Source organism: Streptomyces poonensis, from assembly GCF_014650915.1.
Taxonomy (GTDB): domain Bacteria; phylum Actinomycetota; class Actinomycetes; order Streptomycetales; family Streptomycetaceae; genus Streptomyces; species Streptomyces poonensis.
This window is the reverse complement of record NZ_BMVW01000005.1, coordinates 107,115-127,281: the sequence shown is the minus strand read 5'-3', so window position 1 is coordinate 127,281 and position 20,167 is coordinate 107,115. Positions and strand designations below refer to the sequence as shown.

Below are 20,167 nucleotides of genomic sequence, written 5' to 3'. Positions count from 1 at the left end.
CCGTGCTCAACGGTGCGTACGGAGCTGGCGAGTTCATGTCGCCGCTCATGGCGCGGAGACACCTGAGGTAGGTACGCATGACACTGACGCGCAGGACTTCGGCGGTGGCTGCCGGGGCGGTCGCGGCCCTGCTGGCACTGGCCGGATGCGGCGGCTCGGACGACGGCGGGGCGCGGGTGCCCGAGACGGCGACGGGCAGCCTGGAGCACCTGGCGGGCGAGGCCGGCTGCACACCGGACATGCAGACGGACGCCGACGAGATCCGCCAGGCGATCTGCAGGAACACCGACGGGAAGTTCGTTCTCGCCACCTTCGCCACCGACCGCGGCCAGCGTGAGTGGCTGAACGCGGCCAAGGACTACGGCGGCCACTACCTCGTCGGCCGCAAGTGGGTCGCCGTCGGCGGGACGAAGGTGGTCACGGCACTGCGCGGCCGGCTGGGCGGGAACATGGAGGAAGGGGCCTCACACCACTCCGGTCACGGATGAGCGGAAGGCGGAGAGACGGAGAGACGGAAAGGCAGAAAGGCAGAAAGGCGGTGGCGGGAGATCCCGCCACCGCCTTTCCGTACCTCGGCGAATCACCTGTGGATCACTTGCATTTCCTGCCGCTGTTGATGCAGTTGACCATGCGGTTCATCAGGTTCTCGTCGAATACGTTGATGAAGTCGTCGTGGTCGGTGATCGGCTTGTGCAGTTGTTCCGGGAATCCGTCCACCGCGAACGGCTGCTGGATCTGGCCGTTCTCTATGACCGGCCGCGGCACGTCGTAGACCAGGTTCATCGTCAGCTGCGGAATGGCCTGGAACCCCTGCGGGCAGGCGCCCGTGTTCGGGTCGGCGAAGGCCACGTGGGAGCGGTGGTTCGCGCTGTCGATGTTCTGGCCGTCCCAGCAGCTCTGGAAGTCGAAGGTCCTGACCACCTGGCTGCCGTCGGGGCACAGCGGGTACTTGTCCGTCAGCACGCGGTCCGTGAAGCCGGTGCAGGTCCAGCCCGAGTTGGCGTTCGCGGTGCCGTTGGTGAAGGCCTTCGCGTCACCGGTGATGATGCGCAGGAACTTCGGCATCGCGACGACCTTGCTGCGCGCGTTGCCGACGAACTTGATCTCGGCGCGCTCGGCCTGCACGATCCGCCCGACGTTGCCCTCCGCGCCGCCGCCCTGCTCGTTCGCGTCGAACTCGGCGGTGCCGTCCTGGACACGGATGACCGGCCAGTAGTACGTCGACTTGTCGCCCTGGTTCTGGCACGAGGTCTCGGCGGCGGCGAGGTCGTCGTCGCTGGCGAAGGCGTCGTTGCCCTGGTTGCCCACGTAGTCGTGGGTGTGGTGGGCACCGTTGTCCACGCCGGGTGCCACGATCAGGTTGTCCGTGTTGAACAGCTTGTTCTCGTTGACGCCGCAGGTCGTGGTGAAGGTGCCGGACGAGCCGCCGCGCCGGGTGCGGATCTTCTGGACGTTCGGCTGCACCGTGGTGATGTCGACGAAGTCCTCGGCGAACGGGCCGGCGGCGCCGTTGCCGTTGTCGCCGACCTGGCCCTGGCCGTTGTCCTGGCCGCCGTCGTTCTGGCCACCGTCGTCGTTCTGACCGCCGTCCTGGCCTTGATTCTGGTCCTGCCCCTGCCCGTCGTCCTGACCGCCCTGGCCCTCACCGGCGTCGGTGGCCGGCTGCTCCACCGTCTTCCCGGTACAGCCGGCGAGCCGGTCGAGCCCGCCCGGAGCGGATCCGCCCACGCGCTTGATGTTGATCGCTATCCGCTCGATGGCCGCCGTCCGCTTGGACTTGAGCGGGCCGAGGATCGCGTTCTGTACGAAGCCGGCGTCACCGGCCTGGGCGTTCCGCGTGGACGCGAGACGCGCGTAGGCCTCGGTGATCTGCTCGTCCAGCAGCGCCAGCTCCTTGTCGACGCCCGTCCGCGCGCGTTCCGGCACGCTCGTCAGCTGCTGGCCGACGTCGGGGCAGTCGATCGTCGCCACCTGTGTGGTGTCGGCGCGCGTGCTGTTCCGGTCCGGGGACCTCGACTCGCCCGCCGAGGCGTAGAAGTTCGCCCAGACCAGCCCGCCCCCCGCGACGGCCAGCGCCGCGGAGGCGGCCACGGCCCGCACGGCCAGCGGCGAACGGCGTTTTCGTGTGTTGCGTCCCATGGAACTCCTCTGACTTCCTTGCGGGGCAGCGAGGCGCCCGACAGGAGTGAAGCGGCTCCCTCCCATACGCACGGGGCTGGTGTGGTGTTCAGGAGCTCCGGGAGTATTTTGAGAAGACGCGGATCTCCGACCGCCGTTCAGCGGCCGTGATCCAAATAGGCGAGCACCGCGAGCACCCGCCGGTTGTCGTCGTCCGACACCTCCAGTCGCAGTTTGGCGAAGATATTGGAGGTGTGTTTGGCGATGGCCCGTTCCGTCACGACGAGGCGTTCCGCGATCGCCGTGTTCGAGCGGCCCTGCGCCATCAGCTCCAGCACCTCCAGCTCACGCGGGGTGAGCCGGGCGAGCGGCCGGTCGTCCGCCTGGCGCCGCGCCAGCAGCTGCTGGATCACCTGCGGGTCCATCGCCGTCCCGCCCGCGGCGACCCGCCGTACGGCGTCCACGAACTGCTCCGCGTCGAACACCCGGTCCTTCAGCAGATACCCGACCCCGCCCGTGCCGTCGGCGAGCAGTTCCCGCGCGTACAGCTGCTCCACGTGCTGGGAGAGCACCAGCACCGGCAGGCCCGGCCGCTCCCGCCGGGCCTGCAGGGCGCACTGCAGGCCCTCGTCGGTGTGCGAGGGCGGCAGCCGGACGTCGACGACGGCGACGTCCGGCCGCAACTCGGCCAGGGCCCGCGTGAGTTCGGGACCGCTCTCGACCGCGGCGGCGATCTCGCAGCCGTACGCCTCGAGCAGCCGGACCAGCCCGTCGCGGAGCAGGAACAGGTCCTCGGCTAGGACAACGCGCAAGGGATCTCCACGGTGACCAGGGTGGGGCCGCCCGCAGGCGAGCTGACGGCCAGGACGCCGTCGAATGTACCCAGTCGCCGCTCGATGCCCGCCAGCCCCGTGCCCGCGCCGATCCGGGCGCCGCCCTTGCCGTTGTCGGTGACCGTGGCCCGCAGCACACCGCCGGTGTGGTGCAGGTCGACCCAGACCCGGTCGCAGCCGGAGTGCTTGACCGCGTTGGTGAGCGCCTCGCTGACCGCGAAGTAGGCCGCGGACTCGACGGGCGCGTCGGCACGGCGGCCGTCGAGCTCCACGGTGACCTCGGTGGCGACCGGCAGCCGCAGCGCCAGCGCCCGTACGGCGTCCCCGAGCCCGCGCTCCGCGAGCACCGGCGGGTGGATCCCGCGCACCAGGTCGCGCAGCTCGGTCAGCGCCTCGGCGGAGGACTGCCGGGCCTGCGCGAGGAGCCGCCTGGCCTGCTCGGGATCCTTGTCGAGGAGCGCCTCGACGGTGCCGAGGTCCATGCCCATGGCGACCAGCCGCGCCTGCGCGCCGTCGTGCAGGTCCCGCTCGATCCGGCGCAGCTCGGCGGCGGAGGCGTCCACGGCGTCGCGCCGGGTCTCGGTGAGGACGCGGACGCGCTCGGCCAGCTGGTTCTGGCCGGAGGCGAGCACGGCCCGGGTGAGCAGGAAGTGGGCGTGCAGCAGGCGCGGGGCGAGGACGTACGCGACCACGAGCAGGACCGCGCCGAGCGCCGCCGCGGCCAGCGCGCTGACCGGGCCCGACACCGGCACGAAGCCGTACCAGTACCCGATGCCGTCGCTGCCGTCCGTGAACACCCGCCACAGCCCGGCCGCCAGCGCGAACCCTTCGAAGGGGTAGAGCACCAGCACCGCCGGCAGCAGGGCGGTCACGAACCCCGCCGTCATGTCGGCCGGCAGCCAGACGAGATCCCGCCCCGTCGCCGGGTCCCGCAGCATGCCGAAGGTGCGCGCCCAGGGGTTCGCGTCCTCCGGTATCGGCCGGTACGCCGGCGGGATCCGTACCCCGCCCCACTCCGCCGCGACGACCCGCCGCCAGTTCGCGTACGTCCGCACCCCGGACAGCACCCAGGGCGTGGTGACGATGCCGACGCCGATCGGTATCAGCGCGATGGACACCAGGGAGAGACAGAAGCAGAGGACCGACGCCGGCAGCGAGACCAAGGCCAGCACGAGCCCCCGCCCGGCGGCCGTCGCCACGCCCCGTACCCCCGTACGCGGGCGACCGCTGTCCGTGTTGTCGATGTTCATGCCGTCAGTCTGGCCGAGCGACCGGCCGGAAACACTGGGGATGGGGCCCGGACCGGGGGTGGTGCCAGCTGCACCCCGCACCGGGGGGTGGCGCCGGCCGCACCCCGCACCGTCACCCGTGGGCGCCGAGCACCTTCGCCTCCACCGCCGGGTCGAGACCGACCGGCGGCCGGTCCGGGCGCTGGGGCGCGACGCCGCCCAGACCCCGCAGCCAGGCCCACGTGTCGGCCACGGTCTCCGCCACCGGCCGGCAGCGGAGCCCGTCCCGTACGGCCCGGGAGACGTCCACGGCGTGGAGGGCGCCGTGCAGCTCGCTGTCCGGCGGCACCCACACCGGCAGCTGCGTCCACGGTTCGACCCCCGCGTCTGCGAGCACCTCGGGCGGGGTCCAGCGAAGTTCGGCCGCGCCGCCGGTGACCCGTACACAGGCGTCGAGGAGCGCCCCCATCGTCGTACGGCCGCGCGGGCCCACCAGGTTGTACGGACCGCTCAGCCTTGCCTCCGCCGCCGTGAGGATCCACTCGGCGAGGTCGCGGACGTCCACGTACTGGACGGGCAGGTCCCGTGGCCCCGGCGCCAGCACCGGGCCGCCGCGCGCCAGGCGTGTCAGCCACCACGGGAGGCGGCCGATGTTCTCGTACGGGCCGAGGATCAGACCCGCGCGCACGAGCAGCGAGCGGGCCTCGCCGAAGGTCTCCAGCGCCGCCAGCTCCCCGCCCCGCTTGTCGCGCGCGTAGTCGCTCTGCCCGGCGTCCGCCGACGCGCCCTCCACCAGGGGCACGCTCTCGTCGTACCCGGCGGGCGGCGGCCAGGCGTACACGGAGCAGCTCGACACGTACACGTACCGGCCGGCCCGGCCGGCGAGCAGCCGTGCCGCGTCCCGTACGGCCCGTGGCGCCGCCGACCAGGTGTCGACGACGACGTCCCACTCGCCCGGGGTGCCGGCGAGCGCCGCGAGCCCGCCGGGGGCGGTGCGGTCACCTGTCAGCGACCGCGCACCGGGGGGCGCCGGGTGCCGCCCCCGGTGGAACACCGTCACGTCCCAGCCGCGGGCGAGTGCCGCCTCGACGACGGCACGGCCCGCGAACTCCGTCCCGCCCAGCGCCAGAAGTCTCCTACCGCTCATGACACCGACTCTGCCCGAGCGGCGGCCGGTACGGAACGGGAATCTGCTGTCAGGAGATTCCCTCAACGGCCGGTCGGCGGCGTGTACTTGTACCCCACCCGCCGTACCGTCTGGATCGTCCTGCGGTGTTCGGTGCCCAGCTTGCGGCGCAGCCGGGCGATGTGGACGTCGACGGTGCGGCCGTCGCCCACATGTCCGTAGCCCCACACGGTGGTGACCAGGTGATCGCGGGTGTGCACCCGGTTCGGGTGCGCGACCAGGTGGGCGAGCAGCTCGAACTCCAGGTACGTGAGGTCCAGCGGCCGTCCGTCGACCTCGGCGGTGCGCTGCGCGGAGTCGACACGGACGAGGGAGTCGCCGCTCTCGCCCTCGGCGTCGGTCTCCGGCCGGTCCGGCACCGCGAACGGCAGGGCGGGCGGCAGGGCGGGCGGCTGCTGGTCGGCCGGTACGAGCACCAGGTAGCCGATCATCGGCGGATGACCCGGCAGCGTGGGCAGGGTGTGCTGGGGTGCGGGCAGCCAGGTGGTGCCCGGCGGCAGGAAGTCCGCGACCTGTACCGCCTCGTCCCGGTCGACGGCGCGCAGCCGGTGCCGTGCGGAGCCGGGGGCGGGGGAGGAGTCGGGGGCGGTGAGGGGAGCGGTGGTCAGGGCGGCGGTGGAGAGGGGACGGGTGGTCGCCATGAGAGGTCAGCTCTTTCGCGCGAGGGGTTCGACGGAAGGGCGACGGCCGCGATTCGTGGTCGGGCTCGCCGGGACGTACGTCGTGCGCGCGGGCCGAAGGCCGGGGTGTACGGCTTCAGCGGGCCGGCGCGTTCGTCGCGCGGCAACACACCCGGTCGAAGTCGTGGTGCTGACGGGAAGGCCAGAAGGGCTCGAGGTCATGGCGACCCGTCGCGAGGTACTTCCGGAAGCTGGCCATGGCCCCATTGAAGCAGACACCGGGGGCGGGCCGGGAGACTCCTCTCACTGAGTGGACGCCCTCGCGGCGTGACAAGGGCGACAACCTCCCTACCCGACCAGTCGTCTGTGCCAGGTCAGCGGAGTGACCGTGATCGCGTCTCCGGGATCGCCGTCCCACTGCGCGGACAGCCCGGCCTCGGTGAGCGCCGCCACGACCTCCCGGCCGACCGCCGCCGTGGTGCCGGCCGATCCGTCGAACCCGCCGTACAGCAGCCACAGTCCATGACCGGCGGCCGCTCCCTCGGTGCACTGCGAGTGGAAGAACACGAACCCGCGCGCGTCCTCGCGCTCGGCGCCTATCTCGCTGGTGCCGCAGCTACGGCAGCAGGTGAAGTTCTCCCTGGCGGTGATGCCGCTCGCCTCCAGTGTCGCGAAGGCCCGGGTGAGGCGCTCGGGGTCGGTGGTCCCCTCCCATGTCTCCTGCTCGGCCAGCCGCTCCAGCCACAACCGGTCGACGAGCCGCCGTGCCTGGGCCGGGGACACGGGCCGGTCGTCACCGTCCACCAGGACGTGCTCGGCGGCCTCGGCCAGCTGGGCGCGGGTGCCGTAGCCGCAGGCCAGCAGGGTGCGGGTGTGCTCCTCCACCTGTTCGCGCACATCGTCCGGAAGCTCCGGCACGTCTTCCGGGGGGTCGTGGTCGAGTGCGGTCCACTCGAACCCGGCCTCCCAGCCGTCCGCCCGCCGGGCCCAGCCGGTCATGGCCTCGGCCACGTGCTCCGGATGCGTGACGACCGTACCGAAGAAGCGGTCCCGCCCGTCCCGGTACTCCAACTGGTAGGCGTCGCCGCCCTCCTCGTGCCACACCTGGACGAAGACGTCGGGTATGTCGGGTATCCGCTGCACGACCAGCCACCGGTCGTGCTCACCCCCGATGCGGTACACCAGCTCCCGCAGCTCCTCCGGCGAAGTGCGGGTGTGCGTCTGCCAGTTCTCGGTCTCCACCTTGATGGCGAGAGCCCCGTCGTTCTCCATGTGCTCACCCTGGCACGCCCCACTGACAACGGGGTCACGTACGACACGGAAGGGGCGCCCACCAAGCCGGTGGGCGCCCCTTCGGGAAGCGGGGGAGCGGGTCAGACCTGGCCGGCCTTCTCCAGCGCGGAGCAGCAGGTGTCCACCAGGAGGCGCGTCACGACGTAGGGGTCGACGTTGGCGTTCGGGCGGCGGTCCTCGATGTAGCCCTTGCCGTCCTTCTCGACCTGCCACGGGATGCGGACCGAGGCGCCGCGGTCGGAGACGCCGTAGGAGAACTTGTCCCAGGGGGCCGTCTCGTGCAGACCGGTGAGGCGGGTGTCGATGCCGGCGCCGTAGTTCTTGACGTGGTCGAGCGGCTTGGAGCCCTCACCGAGCGACTCGCACGCGGTGATGATCGCGTCGTAGCCCTCGCGCATGGCCTTGGTGGAGAAGTTGGTGTGCGCGCCGGCGCCGTTCCAGTCGCCCTTGACCGGCTTGGGGTCGAGGGTGGCGGAGATACCGAAGTCCTCGGCGGTGCGGTAGAGCAGCCAGCGGGCCACCCACAGCTGGTCGGCGACCACCAGCGGGGAGAGCGGACCGACCTGGAACTCCCACTGGCCCGGCATGACCTCGGCGTTGATGCCGGAGATGCCGAGACCGGCCTTCAGGCAGTTGTCCAGGTGGGCCTCGACGACGTCCCGGCCGAAGATCTCGTCCGCGCCGACACCGCAGTAGTAGCCGCCCTGCGGGGCGGGGAAGCCGCCGGCCGGGAAGCCCAGCGGACGGCCGTCCTGGAAGAGGGTGTACTCCTGCTCGATGCCGAAGATCGGCTCCTGCGCGGCGAACTTCTCGGCGACCTCGGTCAGCGCGGCCCGCGTGTTGGACGCGTGCGGGGTCATGTCGATGTTCAGGACCTCGCACAGCACGAGGATGTCGTCGCCGCCGCGGATCGGGTCGGGGCAGGTGAACACCGGCTTCAGCACGCGGTCCGAGGCGTGGCCCTCGGCCTGGTTGGTGGAGGACCCGTCGAAGCCCCAGATCGGCAGCTCGGCGCCCTTGGCGTCGTCGGCCAGGATCTTCGTCTTGGAACGGAGCTTGGCCGTCGGCTCGGTGCCGTCGATCCAGATGTACTCAGCCTTGAACGTCACGGGGCCACATCCTTCGGTGGGTCTGCGGGTCGCAGTCGCGCGGGTGCCTGCGGCGGCGCTGCGGCACTGGGGCGCCGCGTGGGATGCCCGCAGCTTGTCAACGGGCGGTTTCCCGCCCGTTGCCCATGTGTGAAGGCCGTGTTACCTGCGACTTCCCGGGGTGGGGCGACACCGTGAGATCCCGTGCGGGGCTGGGCGGCCGCTCGTATGCGATGGACGCGGGCGGCCCCGCCGCCGCTGGACCGCCCCGGACGACCGCTCACCGCCCGCCGCTCACCGCTCACCGCTCACCGGGACAGGGCGTCCCGTACCGCTTCCTCCGTGCGCGCCACCACCGCGCTGCCGTCGTCGGCGGTGATGATCGGCCGCTGGATGAGCTTCGGGTGCTCGGCGAGCGCCCGCACCCACCGGTCCCGGGAGCCGGCGTCGCGGGGCCACTCCTTCATCCCGAGCTCCTTCGCGGCGGCCTCCTGTGTCCGGGTGATGTCCCACGGCTCCAGCCCGAGGCGCGCGAGAACGTCCCGGATCTCGTCCTCGCCCGGCACGTCCTCCAGATACCGGCGCACGGTGTACTCGGCGCCCTCCGCGTCCAGCAGGCCGATCGCGCTGCGGCACTTCGAGCAGGCCGGATTGATCCAGATCTCCATGCCCACACGGTACGGGAAACACCGGGCGCCACCCCTGTCACACCCGCCCTTGTCACAGTCCCCCAAAGTGCCTCTGGCCAGGGGCGATTGTCAGTGGTGGGCAGTAAAATTGAAGCAGTGTTCGAGGGAGTTGCCGGGGGTCCGGCGGCTCCCTGACCGCGACAGGAGGATGCCTGTGCCCGCTGCCGCACTCAAGCCGCTGCCCACCCAGTCCACGGCCAAGAGGCCGGTCCTGCTCGACCTTCCGTACACACCCGTGGAGAAGAGCCCGCTGCCGCCGGGCCGTCCCCGCGAGTGGTACATCACGCACAACCGCCGCCTGAAGGCGATGCGCCTCGCCATCGCCCTGCTGGACTCCGGCGTCTACGTCCCCAACCAGGCCCGCAACGAGACCATCCGCAGCACGGCCGAACTCATCGGCGTCCACCCGCCGTCGGACACGACCTGCCACATGGTCCGTGCGCTGATGCGCTACAGCCGCTGAGGGGCTTCGGCCGGCCCGGCAGCCGACCCGTCCGTCAGACCGTTCCGGTGCCGTCCGCCCCGTGGGGGCGGGCGGCACCGCCGCGTTCCGTGACTCCGTGTAAGCGCTCCCACGGTCGACCGTCCCTCGGCGGAAGCGGACGCGCCGCAAATTCGGATGCGCGGGAAGCCATCGGGCGAGCATCCTGGACAGGCGGGACCGAGCCGCCCGGCACGCTTCCCGCAGGACAGGCGCCACTTCCCAGGAGCCGGACTACTCTCGACACACTGACGGCGGACGTCTCGTCCCCAGCACCGACCAGCATCCGTCAGTACCCATCAGCATCTGTCAGCATCCGTCAACAGCCACGTCATTACGTTCAGTCATCACGTTCAGTCATCACCACGCCCACGAGGAGGGAGGCCCGTCATGGCCACCTTGGTCCTCACAGCGACCCTGATCCTGGTCGTCCTGGGTTTCGGCAATCACATCTACTGGCTCGCCGCGGTGGCCCTTCTGTTCGTGTACCTCCAGTACGGCCGCACCCGCGACGAGGCGTCGAAGAGGTCCTCGTCCGGGTCCGGCTCCGGTTCCGGGGCGGGCGGTGCGCAGAGCATGCCGTCCACCTACCGCGCGTATCGCGACCGCCGTGACCGCCAGGCCAAGTGGGAGCGCCGTTACCGCCGTGAACGGCCTCTGGAGGCCCGCCGTCAGGAGCGCGAGAAGAGCGGGAGGTGAGACGACGGAGTCCCGCCACCACCCTCAGAGTGGTGGCGGGACTCCGCCCGCCTCCCTGGAATGCGCACCCGTTCACGCACCTCGGCACAGACGGCGAATGCCCGGCGAACGCCCGTCCAACGCTCGGTTTCGTCGTCTTTACAACCTTCCGGCCCCTCCGCAGGTCTGAACGGGCTGATCGATTGTTGCTTTCTCTGGGGGGAACACATGAGAAGACCCACCCTCTCGGTGCTGTGCACGCTCGGCGCGCTCGGTGGCGTGCTCGCGGTTCCGGCGGCGGCACAGGCGGCCGATCCGTATCCGTCGGGCCCCTCGGTCCGGACCAGTGAGACCGCGATCTTCCTGGACTTCGGTACGACCAAGCTGCCGAAGGACCTGAAGGTGCTCCTGCGCAAGACGGGCACCGACACTCCGGTGGCGACCATCACCAAGTTCGACGTCCTGCAGGACGAGGACATCTGCATGCCGTCCTGCCAGGACGACCCCGGTGAGACCGGTATCAGAACCTCCGCGCTGGGCCTGGCGGACCTGGGCCGGTACGCGGTGGACGTCGAGTACGACGGCACCGGGGGCGAAACGATCCTTCACAAGGACGAGGCGGTTTTCGACTACCACCTGATACCGCAGGTCAAGAGGTTCGAGGTGAGCGGGGAGCCGGACCTGGAGAACAGGACGGTGACCGTCACGGCGGACGCGACGCTGCGCGACCCGCGCGACGACTCCGAGACGCCGATGGCGAACGGCCGACTGGTCCTGGAGACGACCGCGGCGAAGACGGAACTGACCACCGACGCCGCGGGCCATGTCGAGACGTCCTACACCTTCACGGGCACGGAGAAGCACGACACGTCGACGTACCAGAACGACGTCGCGGTGGTCCTCCGGCCGGCCGGCGCGGCTGCCGCGCACGGTCTGACCCGCCAGGTCGAGGTCTACCAGGCCTCGACCACCATCACGCTGGACTCGCCCACGGTGAGGGGCGCGGACGGGACGGACGTCCCGCTGAGCGGCCGGGCCACCTACCGCGACCGCAACGGCGTCTCCAAGCCGGTTCCCGTCGGCACGCCCATGTCGGTGTACGAAGTACGCAGCTTCAAGACCGGGGATGACGGACGCTTCACCACCGAGGTCCCCGTCTACGGCACCCAACGGCAGACGATCGCCCTCCATGGCACGCCATGGGTGCCCACCACGTACGCGTACGTCACCCCGGACCCGACGACGAGCGCCGGCTTCCACAGGCAACCCGACGTCACCGTCAGCCGCTACAAGAAGATCTCGGTGTCGGCCGTCTTCGACCGTTACGACATCCCGGCCCCGACGACCCTGAAGGTGAACCTTCAGTTCAAGGCGCTGGGCTCCAAGACCTGGGTCACCAAGAAGACCATCAACAGTCCCGCAGCCAAGGGCGACAGCTCCCGTACGGTCACGGCCGCGGACCTGCCCTACCCGGGCGCGGGCGTCTGGCGGTTCCAGTTCCCCGGCACCAAGCAGATCCCGGCGGGCCCCGCCCCGGAGTCGTACATGGTGTCCCGCTCGATGACGGCCTTCCCGGAGTTCAACGCGAGCCCCGAGCCGGTCAAGAAGGGCGCCTCCCTCAAGATCACCGGCAAGCTCGAGGAGAAGAACGACTTCAGCGGGAAGTGGCAGAAGTTCGCCGACGCGCGGGTCGACCTCTACTTCCGCGCGAAGGGCAAGACCACCTGGAAGAAGGCCGGCACCGCCGTGACGGACAAGAACGGCAAGTTCACGAAGACCCTCAAGGCGACCAAGGACGGAGACTGGCAGGCCAGGTACGCCGGCGACAACTATCTTCACTTCTACGGTCAGAGCCGCCTGGACTTCGTGGACGTCAAGTGAGCACGGTCCGCATGAGGTGACAGCACCTTGACGGCCCTCACCGACGACGTGGCCTGTCTCGGCCGCCGCTGAGGATCGGTAGCCGACAGCCGACAGCCGAAGGCCGGCTCTCCCGGGCGCAGCTGGAGCGGGGCGATCTCGTTGGTGCTGGTGCTGGTGCGAGGTGAGACGACGGTGCCCCGTCACCGCCCTCAGGGTGGTGACGGGGCACCGTCCGGTCCGCAGCAGCGCAACGGCGGCCGGCGACACCCTCCCGTACGGCCCGAACCGCACCCGTTCACGCACCTCGGTGAACACCCGGCGAACACCCGTCCAACACGCGCTTTAGTCCCCCTACAACCCTCCAGCCCTTCCAGAGGTCTGGAGGGTTGTTCGAATTCTGATTCCCTGGGGGGAACACATGAGAAAACGCACCCTCTCGGTGCTGTGCACGCTCGGCGCGCTCGGTGGCGTGCTCGCGGTTCCGGCGGCGGCACAGGCGGCCGATCCGTTTCCGTCGGGTCCATCGGTCCGGACCAGCGAGAACGCGGTCTTCCTGGACTTCGGTACGAGGAAGCTGCCGAAGGACCTGAAGGTGTTCCTGCGCGAGCCGGGCACCGACACCCCGGTGGCGACCATCACCGAGCTCGACTGGGCGGACGAGGGCGATGACGTCGACTGGGACGAACCCCATGTGACCGTCGTCAGAACCTCCCCGCTGCGTCTGGCGGACCTGGGCCGGTACGCGGTGGACGTCGAGTACGACGGCACCGAAGGCGAAACGATCCTCCACAAGGACGAGGCGGTCCTCGACTACCGCCTGATCCCGCTGGTCAAGACGTTCGAGGTGATCGGGGACCCGGACCTGGTGAACAGGACGGTGACCATCAAGGGGGACGCGACGCTGCGCGACCCGCGCGACGACTCCGAGACGCCGATGGCGAACGGCCGGCTGGTGCTGGAGACGACCGCGGCGAAGACGGAACTGACCACCGACGCCGCGGGCCATGTCGAGACGCCCTACACCTTCACGGGCACGGAGAAGGAGGACAAGTCGACGCCGTCGCGCGACGACTTCGCGGTGGTCCTCCGGCCGGCCGACGAGGACGCCGCGCACGGTCTGACCCGCCAGGTCGAGGTCGACAAGCCCTGGGTCACCATCACGCTGGACTCGTCCACGGTGAGGGGCGCGGACGGGACGGACGTCCCGCTGAGCGGCCGGGCCACCTACCGCGACCACAACGGCGTCTCCCAGCCGGTTCCCGTCGGCACGCTCATGTCGGTGTACAACGTACGTAAGTTCTACGCCGGGGAGGACGGGCGCTTCACCGCCCAGGTTCCCATCTACGGCACCCGACAGCAGGCGATCGCCGTCCATCTGACGCCATGGCTGCCGGCCGCGTACGCGCGCTACACCCCCGACCCGACGACGAGCGCCGGCTTCCACAGGATCCCCGACGCCACCGTCAGCCGGTACAAGAAGGTCACGGTGTCGAGCGTCCTCGACAGTTACGACCTCCCGGCCAAGACGACCCTGAAGGTGAAGCTCCAGTTCAAGGCGACGGGCTCCAAGACCTGGGTCACCAAGAAGACCGTCGACAGCCCCGCGGCCAAGGGCGACAGCTCCCGCAAGGTCAAGGTCGCGGACCTGCCCTACCCGGGTGAGGGTGTCTGGCGGTTCCAGTACTCCGGCACCAAGAAGATCCCGGGCGGCCCCGCCCCGGAGTCGTACACCATAGTCCGCGACATGACGGCCCTCCCGGAGTTCAACGCGAGTCCCGAGCCGGTCAAGAAGGGCGCCTCCCTCACGATCGCCGGCAAGCTCAACGAGAAGCACTGGTACGACGGGCAGTGGGGTGCGTTCGCCGGCGCGCGGGTCGACATCTACTTCCGCGCGAAGGGCAAGACCACCTGGAGCAAGGCCGGCACCGCCGTGACGGACAAGAACGGCAAGTTCAAAAGGACCTTCAAGGCGGCCAAGGACGGCGACTGGCAGGCCAGGTACGACGGTGACGAATCGCAGCACTTCTACAGCCACAGTCGCAAGGACTACGTGGACGTGAAGTGAGCACGGCCCCCTGAGGCAGCCGAAGGCCGGCTCTCCCGTGCTGGGAGAGCCGGCCTTCGGTTCACAGCCGGCCCAGGGGAGGAGCGGTTACCCGCTCCGACCTGGGGCGATATCACACGTCGAAGAAGTGATCTCCAGGCTCAGCGGCCTCAGGAAACTGCGTGCGCTGCTGTCCTGACCAGCACGGATGCTGTTGTTGTCTGTCGTCCTTGGTCGTTGTGGGCCGCCCTGGGACGGCCCACAGACGGCCCGACGGCCGCTTCGTCCCGAAACAACTGGGGTCTGGGCTCAGCTTTTGGGCTCGGGCGGCCTTTACCTGTGCTGATAGTCCGCAGGACGTCCGGGCTTGTTCGCCGTTGTTCGTGGGCGTGGTCACGCAGTTAGATACTCACCTGATGCCGCTCCCGGCGCGTGGGAGCGACGCGCCTTGACCCAGTCTCACGGGCAGATTGCCACCCCACGTCGCCGGTGCGGTCGCACAGTTCACCAGCGTCGGCTTGAGGTGCGCACGACTCCGGAAAACTCTTCTGCCTAGTGCTCGTATGCAGCTCAAAGCTCCTTGCCGACAGGGGCTGGGCTCACCCGTCCACAGATAGTCCACGGACCCTCAGGTGTCACTAGAGGCTCACAGCCGACCGCTCGAAGAATCGGTAATATGCCGATACATCCAACTGCGCCATGTTCTGTCCCAGTCACCGTCACCCGCAGACACCTGGCGGCGGCGGGTGGCCTGGTGGAGTGCAGCCATGAATCCTCGCGAGCGGTGGCCTTGCCGGAGCGGCCCATACTGCCTCGGAGCTTGATGTCAGAGGCATTGTTTAAGCTCGTCGTGACGGAACGAGACCTAGGGGGGTCATGAGGAGCAAGGACCTGGCCAGTGCAGCCGCTGTAGAAAAGGTACTAGTCGAGTGCAACAGCCTGGGAAGGCAAGCGTTCCTGGTGCGGCACAAATGAGGTATTCGCACGAAGAGGCTGCTCAAGTAATGCTGAGCGTGGGGTTGACGCCGCAGGAGCCGTACCCAGGGTCTAAGAAACCCTGGCACTGCATCTGTACAGCGTGTGGAAACTCGATTACACCCACCTTCAGCAATGTGCGTGCCGGAGGTGGGTGCAAGTTCTGTGCTGGAAGAGTCTTGGAACCCGCCAAGGCTGAGCAAGAGATGCGTAAAGCAGGACTGGAGCCGCAGGTTCCGTATCCAGGCGTAAGTAAGCCATGGCAGTGCATCTGTACTGTCTGCGGGAAGACAGTCACACCGATACTCACTAACGTGCGTGCCGGAGGTGGGTGCAAGTTCTGTGCTGGGAGAGTCTTGGAACCTGCCAAGGCCGAGCAGGAAATGCGCGCTGGCGGATTTATCCCATTGGACCCCTACCCTGGGGCGGGGAAGCCGTGGAGATGTAGGTGCGTGAGATGTGGAAAAGAGCCTAGTCCCACGCTGAGCACCGTCCGGGCTGGAAAGCGATGCAAGTTCTGTGCGGGCCGCGTGATTGATCCTTCCGAGGCCGAGAGAGTGATGCGGGCGGCCGGTCTTGAGCCGGAAGAACCCTACCCTGGTCTTGTAACCAAGCCCTGGCCATGCGTATGCGTGAATTGTGGCAACCGTGTAACTCCCATGTATTCAAACATTCGCTCTGGCGGTGGCTGTCGCTTCTGCGCGGGACAGGTGGTGATCCCTGTTGAAGCGGAACGAGTTATGCGTGAAGCTGGTCTTATTCCGCAAGAGCCATATCCGGGTTCGGCTCGCCCATGGCGAAGCATCTGCGCAGCATCCGGTCACGTGGTGTCACCGATGTATGCCACCGTCAAGAACGGTAGGGGATGTAGAATTTGTGGACGGGAGAGGATGAGAAAGAAGAAAACTCTCTCGGAAAATGATGCCAGACTGGTGATGCTCTCAAGGGGGCTGATACCGCAGGTCCCCTATCCAGGTTCTGGTAGGCCGTGGAAATGCCTCTGCGAGTCATGCGGGAACACGGTTACTCCCATGCTTGGCACTGTTCGAAAAGGCCATGGCTGCAAATTCTGTGCCGGAATGATAGTCGTTGCAGACGAGGCGATTCAGGTGATGCGAAGTGCAGGCCTAGAGCCGGAATCTCCGTATCCGGGAGCGGGTAAACCGTGGCGGTGTGTATGTACGAAGTGCCAACGCCGAGTGAATCCACGGCTCAGCGACGTTCGTGTGAGACGAGCGGGGTGTAAGTATTGCGCTGGCCACACTGTGGATCCAGTGGATGCGGATAGAAAGATGCGGGAAGCCGGGTTCATCCCACAGGGCCCCTATCCCGGTTCAGAGAAGCCTTGGCGCTGTATCTGTGTAACCTGTGGGCGGGAAGTAACACCCGTTTGGAGTAAAGTTAGAAAAGGGACTGGTTGTCGATACTGTGCGGTCTCTGGATTCGACTATGCGGCTCCTGCCCACGTCTATGTTCTTATGCATCCGTTGGGAGCGGTGAAGATAGGTATCGCGGGTTCGGCGGCGCGGAACAGGAGATATTCAGATCACGCCCGCCAAGGCTGGGTCCTCTTCAAGCGCGAGGAATTCCAGTCTGGAGCGGATGCCTGGCAAGTGGAGCAGGCCGTCTTGAGGCAACTGCGCCGCGAGGGGCATATGCCTTTCATGTCTGCTGACGAGATGCCTCAAGGTGGCGAGACAGAGACCTTCGATGCAGATTTAATCTCCGCGTACTCCATCTGGAAGATGGTGCTATGTCAAGCCGGCAAGGTTAGGAACTCGGGGGAAATATCGCCAAACCGAATCATCTCAGGAATCGAATAATGGATTGCTGTCGATGCGGTGAGGATAGCGGCGAAGTGGGTGTTTCAGGTGATCAGGGGTGCCGGCTAAGGTCAATTTACAATGTGTGGCAAGTGGAGCATGAGCATGGGCACGCACTGCAGAATGCTTCTTAATGCGTCGGCGGAACTGCTGTACCGCATGGTGAGAGGCTCGTTCCTAGAGTAGGTACGAGCCTCTGTGCTGGGGCCCTGGCCCTCTCGATGCGAACCACGGGCGGGGAGGGCGCTGAGGTCTTTCCGGCTGGTCAGAAAGTTGCTTGGAGCCGGTGACGGCTGGTCGCGGTTGCGGTGGTTGCTGTACTTGGCTGCTGTACCGCAGAGGTCATGGAGCGGGCCTTCTGATGGCTCTGTTGTTCAGCCTTCTTCCGGTCAGGCTTGGAAGACCAAGCGCTCCTGGCCCGGCCACGCCAGTGTGACGCCGACTCGTCGGCATAGGTTGACCCATCTTCCCTCGGAAGGTTCCCGCTCGACCCACAGGACCGCCGATACCTCCGATACACGGTCGCGTAGCTGGTCCTGGTAGTCGAGGACCTGCCCGAGGCCTGCCCGAAGTTGACGAGTCTCGTTGGCAGTCGTCAGCGACTTGACCTCACAGACAGTCACTCGACCTTCGCGGTCCCGCCAAGCAATATCGAAACTGGGGTCGGACACGTCTGGAGACAAGGCTGTGAAGCCCCATTGCTCGGCTTCCTCAGCCAGAGCGTTTTGCAGCCGTCGGTGCGCTGACAGGTTTCGCCCCACTAGGTCAGGGTCCGGAGCGCTCAGCGTCGCTGACACCGGGGCAACGCTTTCGTCTGGTGCTACATAGTCTTGTCCGACACCAACCTCAGGAGCGGTGATTGTGGTTTTGACCGGTACCAGGTGAAAACGAATGACCTTGCGCAGGGGACCTCCACCGGTCGCCGGCGCCTCACCTTCGGAGTATGGGCAGTCTGGGTCGAGAACCCACTCCCCGAGGTAACGCACCGTTCCCCGGGCACCGTCGAACAAGCGCAGTCGCTTGCCGGTCTCACGATGCTCCAAGATGGCCTTGTTACCCCGGATCATCTCTTGGTCGCCGACTTGACCTTCGCCCGTGTAGTGGAAGGTCCCGTCCTCGTTCCACGTATCAAAGTAACCGTGCTGGTGACCCGAGCTGGCTGCCGTGAAGATGAGGATATTCTTCGTCTTCCCGGATGGGCTGATGCCGTTCTGGGAGCTCCCGCCGTAACGCTTGTGTAGGTCAACTCGTCGAATTTCGTCCCCGGGTTTCAGATACCACTCGGAATCCTCATCTTTCGAACTACTAATGGCCTCGAGGATCGCCTCCCACTGTTCAGCGTTCAATTTGTGAGGATTACGCCCACCAGGCATGGTGAGGATGGTCGCGCGGACCATTCGGGGATCAGCAGCAAGCTGATTTTTAGGTACGTGATGATTGAGCCATTGATCGACTTCTAGCGGAACGTAGTCCTTTTCACCTGGATCACTCGCCCAGTAAGCAGTTTCTTGCATACCGCGAGTTGCCCCGCCAGTGAAGTGGCCGCGGGCGATGACGCCAGCATTAACCCCGGACATCCACAGCACGAATTGGTCGCCGGCGGCCACGTCTCTCTTGTATTGGGAGATCGTCCACGATGTGAGGACATGCCCATCGTTGCGGAAACGCTGAAGGTCGAAGACATTAGGATTGCAGGTCAAGAGCCACGTGGCCATAACCCCCCCAGGGTTGAAGAAGAACTAGAGTCAAGCCTGCTTTTTTCGTGGCCTGCCACGGCCGGCAGACACAAGCCCAAGTGTGAATTGAACAGGCTGCGCTTGCATAGTTGCCATTTCCTCGGAGTTACTAGCGAGAGCGCCGATCACCTTACGGATAGCCTCCTCGTAGGCTCCGCGTGTGGCACCCGCTTGACCGGCCCTATAATCACCAGTCTTTACATCGAATGCTGTGCGAACCAGTGTGTCCTCGAACAGCTCATGGACCTTCGTTACCTCCCCATCCACAGTCACCTCGCGTAGGTCATCTCGACGCCAAGGCAACTTCGCGAGTTCATCGATTACACGCCGAGTTCCAAGTCCAGCGAGTTTGGCGGCTGCGATGACGTTTGCAATCACATGAAGACCTGCCGCAGATGAATGTACATATTCGGCCTTGAACTCTGAAGCCGACAGCTCGTCTGCAGCCATCCTATTCCATCCGGGGATGCGCGTGAATGCATAGTCAAGGTCTGCGACGATCTCGTCAGCGGTAACCTCAATGACTTTATCTAGTGGCCATCCCTCCTGCTTCGCTCGCCGGGAGAAGATTTGAACCAAAATATCTTCGCGTTGGTCGGGGGTTCGGTCTCGTACACCCACACCAGCAATAGCAGCAGCAGCAGACCTCACCGCAGCAGCAGGGTATAGTGGGTCATACTTTTTCCCTTTGGAGGCAGCCAACTTCTGTGCTGCTTTGGCGCCGAGGTAAGCAGTGCGATCCGATAGGTAGCGGCTCTTACGTGTCACTTGCTGACCAAGCCGATTTTGCACGGCACTGCTATCCATAATTGCAATCAAGCTAGCGCTGATCGGACGCGTACTCGCCATCTTGACAAAGATGGTGGATAGCACGGATGGCTCACCCTCCAGCAAAAGGGTCATCTCAATGCTACTGCTTTCTAGAGTACGGCGCGCGTGAGCATATTTCTCCGAGAATGGATCACTCGCGATTTTACGCCAAGCGTCAGTCAAGCCCCTTACTCGGTGTTGACCGTCCTCAACGATCGGGTTTTCGCTTGTTACGGGGACGACCAATTTCACGAGTGAGACATGCTTCGCAATGGGTTGCAGGACTTCAATATCCACTTGACTTTCAGGCATTGCGATAGTTAGCGTTCCAAGATACGGTCGATCCGTCTCAAGCAAGAACGCAGTGATCTTTTCTGCGTGTTTCTCGCTAATGTCTCGCTGACCAGGAGTTGTGAGGCTCTCCGCGTCGAAATCGTGGCGCTCCAACAGGCGATCGAAGGTGAGTTGATCAGCTACCTGCTTGAATGGGATCGTGAAGGTGATCTTGCGCATGGTTCCGGCGTTGGACAAAAAGCCGATTGCCTCAAACTTCGCGGGAATGGAAATAGACCCGTCTCGAAGCGCCTCTGCAGCTGCGCCAACCGTGGGATCACTGGATTGGGTCGTCATGTACTCACCCTTCATGTAGCCCCGAGCTGCAACGGCTCGACTCTCAGTCTGGGAGGTGAGAGTCGAGCCGT

At 66.7% G+C, this 20,167-nt stretch carries 15 protein-coding genes; 5 read left to right on the top strand and 10 right to left on the bottom strand.

Going from position 1 to position 20,167, the window contains the following annotated elements:
- Positions 1–77: 77 nt before the first annotated feature.
- Positions 78–488, top strand: coding sequence for a hypothetical protein (locus IE242_RS15500; protein WP_189859492.1), 411 nt, complete (start codon positions 78–80; stop codon positions 486–488).
- Between the two features lie 103 nt (positions 489–591).
- On the opposite strand, the gene IE242_RS15495 is transcribed toward IE242_RS15500, so the two are convergent.
- From IE242_RS15495 to IE242_RS15460, 8 genes are all read right to left on the bottom strand, one after another.
- Complete coding sequence (locus IE242_RS15495; RefSeq protein ID WP_189859490.1) at positions 592–2,139, bottom strand: DUF1996 domain-containing protein; 1,548 nt, start codon at positions 2,137–2,139, stop codon at positions 592–594.
- A gap of 137 nt (positions 2,140–2,276) precedes the next feature.
- Positions 2,277–2,930: a LuxR C-terminal-related transcriptional regulator gene (locus IE242_RS15490; protein ID WP_189859488.1), complete on the bottom strand. Its 654-nt coding sequence runs from the start codon at positions 2,928–2,930 to the stop codon at positions 2,277–2,279.
- On the bottom strand, positions 2,915–4,201 hold the full coding sequence (locus IE242_RS15485; protein ID WP_189859486.1) for a sensor histidine kinase: 1,287 nt from the start codon (positions 4,199–4,201) through the stop codon (positions 2,915–2,917). The genes IE242_RS15490 and IE242_RS15485 overlap by 16 nt, the downstream gene beginning before the upstream one ends.
- A gap of 112 nt (positions 4,202–4,313) precedes the next feature.
- A complete protein-coding gene (locus IE242_RS15480) occupies positions 4,314–5,327 on the bottom strand; it encodes an SDR family oxidoreductase (protein WP_189859485.1) in 1,014 nt (337 codons plus the stop codon).
- 62 nt (positions 5,328–5,389) lie between these two features.
- On the bottom strand, positions 5,390–6,007 hold the full coding sequence (locus IE242_RS15475) for a winged helix-turn-helix domain-containing protein (RefSeq protein ID WP_189859483.1): 618 nt from the start codon (positions 6,005–6,007) through the stop codon (positions 5,390–5,392).
- A 327-nt stretch (positions 6,008–6,334) separates the two neighbouring features.
- A complete protein-coding gene (locus IE242_RS15470; protein WP_189859481.1) occupies positions 6,335–7,258 on the bottom strand; it encodes a DUF6891 domain-containing protein in 924 nt (307 codons plus the stop codon).
- Positions 7,259–7,359: 101 nt separating this feature from the next.
- Positions 7,360–8,388 carry a glutamine synthetase gene (gene glnII, locus IE242_RS15465; RefSeq protein ID WP_189859479.1) on the bottom strand — a complete coding sequence of 343 codons (1,029 nt, stop codon included), beginning with the start codon at positions 8,386–8,388 and terminating at the stop codon, positions 7,360–7,362.
- A gap of 287 nt (positions 8,389–8,675) precedes the next feature.
- Entirely contained in the window at positions 8,676–9,035 is a 360-nt protein-coding gene (locus IE242_RS15460) for an arsenate reductase family protein (protein ID WP_189859477.1), read from the bottom strand.
- A 175-nt stretch (positions 9,036–9,210) separates the two neighbouring features.
- On the opposite strand from IE242_RS15460, the gene IE242_RS15455 reads away from it, so the two are divergent.
- The 4 genes from IE242_RS15455 to IE242_RS15440 all read left to right on the top strand — a co-directional run bounded on the left by IE242_RS15455 (position 9,211) and on the right by IE242_RS15440 (position 14,143).
- A complete protein-coding gene (locus IE242_RS15455) occupies positions 9,211–9,519 on the top strand; it encodes a hypothetical protein (RefSeq protein WP_189859475.1) in 309 nt (102 codons plus the stop codon).
- Positions 9,520–9,927: 408 nt separating this feature from the next.
- Positions 9,928–10,236: a hypothetical protein gene (locus tag IE242_RS15450; RefSeq protein WP_189859473.1), complete on the top strand. Its 309-nt coding sequence runs from the start codon at positions 9,928–9,930 to the stop codon at positions 10,234–10,236.
- 207 nt (positions 10,237–10,443) lie between these two features.
- On the top strand, positions 10,444–12,096 hold the full coding sequence (locus IE242_RS15445; RefSeq protein ID WP_189859471.1) for a hypothetical protein: 1,653 nt from the start codon (positions 10,444–10,446) through the stop codon (positions 12,094–12,096).
- Positions 12,097–12,496: 400 nt separating this feature from the next.
- On the top strand, positions 12,497–14,143 hold the full coding sequence (locus IE242_RS15440; protein ID WP_189859469.1) for a hypothetical protein: 1,647 nt from the start codon (positions 12,497–12,499) through the stop codon (positions 14,141–14,143).
- A gap of 3,166 nt (positions 14,144–17,309) precedes the next feature.
- On the opposite strand, the gene IE242_RS15435 is transcribed toward IE242_RS15440, so the two are convergent.
- Positions 17,310–18,635, bottom strand: a complete 1,326-nt coding sequence (locus IE242_RS15435) for an SRA domain-containing endonuclease (RefSeq protein ID WP_189859468.1) — start codon at positions 18,633–18,635, stop codon at positions 17,310–17,312.
- 30 nt (positions 18,636–18,665) lie between these two features.
- Positions 18,666–20,096, bottom strand: a complete 1,431-nt coding sequence (locus IE242_RS15430; RefSeq protein ID WP_189859467.1) for a DNA sulfur modification protein DndB — start codon at positions 20,094–20,096, stop codon at positions 18,666–18,668.
- Between the last annotated feature and the right edge of the window lie 71 nt (positions 20,097–20,167).